The sequence below is a fragment of the Parasporobacterium paucivorans DSM 15970 genome (assembly GCF_900141895.1).
Classification (GTDB): domain Bacteria; phylum Bacillota; class Clostridia; order Lachnospirales; family Lachnospiraceae; genus Parasporobacterium; species Parasporobacterium paucivorans.
In genome coordinates this window covers 1-2,810 of record NZ_FQYT01000046.1, presented here as the reverse complement: position 1 = coordinate 2,810, position 2,810 = coordinate 1, and the positions used below count along the sequence as shown (strand labels likewise).

At 52.8% G+C, this 2,810-nt stretch carries 1 rRNA gene; it reads right to left on the bottom strand.

Annotated features, from left to right (window positions below):
• Positions 1-53: 53 nt before the first annotated feature.
• A 23S ribosomal RNA gene (locus BUA79_RS12115) occupies positions 54-2,810 on the bottom strand; the annotation flags it as partial.

Genomic DNA, 2,810 nt, shown 5'->3' with positions numbered 1-2,810 from the left:
CTGCACCTTCAAAACTGCACACAGAAGAAACTCAGACATCCGCCTATGACCTCTTGGTCAAGCCCTCGACCTATTAGTATCAGTCAGCTGAATACATTGCTGTACTTACACCCCTGACCTATCAACCTCGTCGTCTTCAAGGGGTCTTACTGGCTTGTGCCATGGGATATCTCATCTTGAGGGGGGCTTCACGCTTAGATGCCTTCAGCGTTTATCCCGTCCCGACTTGGCTACTCTGCCATGCCTTTGGCAAGACAGCAGATGCACCAGAGGTCAGTCCATCCCGGTCCTCTCGTACTAGGGATAGCTCCTCTCAAATATCCTGCGCCCACGCCGGATAGGGACCGAACTGTCTCACGACGTTCTGAACCCAGCTCGCGTACCGCTTTAATGGGCGAACAGCCCAACCCTTGGGACCTGCTACAGCCCCAGGATGCGATGAGCCGACATCGAGGTGCCAAACCACTCCGTCGATGTGAACTCTTGGGAGTGATAAGCCTGTTATCCCCAGGGTAGCTTTTATCCGTTGAGCGATGGCAATCCCACTTTATACCACCGGATCACTAAGTCCTACTTTCGTACCTGCTCCACCCGTCGGTGTCGCAGTCAAGCTCCCTTATGCCTTTGCACTCTGCGAATGGTTTCCGACCATTCTGAGGGAACCTTTGAGCGCCTCCGATACTCTTTCGGAGGCGACCGCCCCAGTCAAACTCCCCGCCTGACATTGTCCACCAGCCGGATCACGGCTGCGTGTTAGAAATCCAGTACTACAGGAGCGGTATCCCAACAGCGGCTCCATGATGACTGGCGTCATCACTTCTTAGCCTCCCGCCTATCCTGTACATGCAATACCGAATCCCAGTATCAAACTAGAGTAAAGCTCCATGGGGTCTTTCCGTCCTGGCGCGGGTAACCAGCATCTTCACTGGTATTTCAATTTCACCGGATGTATTGTCGAGACAGCGCCCAAATCATTACGCCTTTCGTGCGGGTCGGAACTTACCCGACAAGGAATTTCGCTACCTTAGGACCGTTATAGTTACGGCCGCCGTTTACTGGGGCTTAAGTTCGAAGCTTCGCTTGCGCTAACCTCTCCCCTTAACCTTCCAGCACCGGGCAGGCGTCAGCCCATATACTTCACCTTGCGGTTTTGCATAGACCTGTGTTTTTGCTAAACAGTTGCTTGGGCCTTTTCTCTGCGGCCAGGTTTCCCTGGCACCCCTTCTCCCGAAGTTACGGGGTCATTTTGCCGAGTTCCTTAACAATACTTCTTCCGTCGGCCTTAGGATTCTCTCCTCATCCACCTGTGTCGGTTTACGGTACGGGTGCAACATAAACAATAGCGGCTTTTCCTGACAGACGGTACGCCGGCTTCCCTACTTGATTTCGGTCCGCGTCACGGCATCTCCTTGTGTGCGGCGGATTTACCTTCCGCACGGATGCTCCGCTTGCACCGGGGTTTTCCATTCCCGGCTCCGGTCTTCCCTCTGTGTCCCCACATTTCTGTTATGCTGCAGTACAGGAATATCAACCTGTTGTCCATCGACTACGCCTTTCGGCCTCGCCTTAGGTCCCGACTTACCCAGGGCAGATCAGCTTTACCCTGGAAACCTTGGATATTCGGCCGCAAGGATTCTCACCTTGCTCTCGCTACTCATTCCGGCATTCTCTCTTCCCGACACTCCACGGCTCCTTACGGTACCGCTTCGTCGCGTCGGCAATGCTCCTCTACCAATGCACTTACGTGCATTCCACGGCTTCGGTGTTGTGTTTTAGCCCCGGACATTTTCGGCGCAGGACCTCTCGACTAGTGAGCTATTACGCACTCTTTTAATGTATGGCTGCTTCTAAGCCAACATCCTAGCTGTTTTCGAAATCCCACATCCTTTTCCACTTAACACACACTTTGGGACCTTAGCCGGTGGTCTGGGCTGTTTCCCTTTTGACTGTCCAACTTATCTCGTACAGTCTGACTCCCATTCATCATCTGGCTGGCATTCGGAGTTTGATATTCTTCGGTAAGCTTTGACGCCCCCTAGGAAATTCAGTGCTCTACCTCCAGCAGACTAAAATGAGGCTAGCCCTAAAGCTATTTCGAGGAGAACCAGCTATCTCCGGGTTCGATTGGAATTTCTCCCCTACCCACACCTCATCACCACCCTTTTCAACGGATGTGTGTTCGGTCCTCCATTGCCTTTTACGGCAACTTCAACCTGGACATGGGTAGATCACCCGGTTTCGGGTCTGCCCCTGCAGACTTTCGCGCTATTCACACTTGGTTTCCCTGCGGCTCCGCACCTTAAGTGCTTAACCTTGCCTGCAAAGGCAACTCGCCGGACCGTTCTACAAAAAGTACGCGGTTCCGCCTTCAATGGCGGTTCCACAGCTTGTAAACACAAGGTTTCAGGTTCTCTTTCACTCCCCTCCCGGGGTTCTTTTCACCTTTCCTTCACAGTACTATGCGCTATCGGTCACTAAGTAGTATTTAGCCTTGGGGGGTGGTCCCCCCGAATTCCCACAAGGTTTCTCGTGTCTCGTGGTACTTTGGATCCCGCTTGCTGCCTTCCGTTTTCGTTTACGAGGCTTTCACTCTCTACGGCTGGTCTTTCCAGAACCATTCTTCTAACTTTCGGCTCACATATTGCGGTCCTTAACCCCGGGATGCACGCATCCCGGTTTAGGCTCCTTCCCTTTCGCTCGCCGCTACTCAGGAAATCGAGTTTTCTTTCTTTTCCTCCGGTTACTTAGATGTTTCAGTTCACCGGGTTCCCCCTGCATGGCTATGTATTCACCATGCAGTGACAGGTATC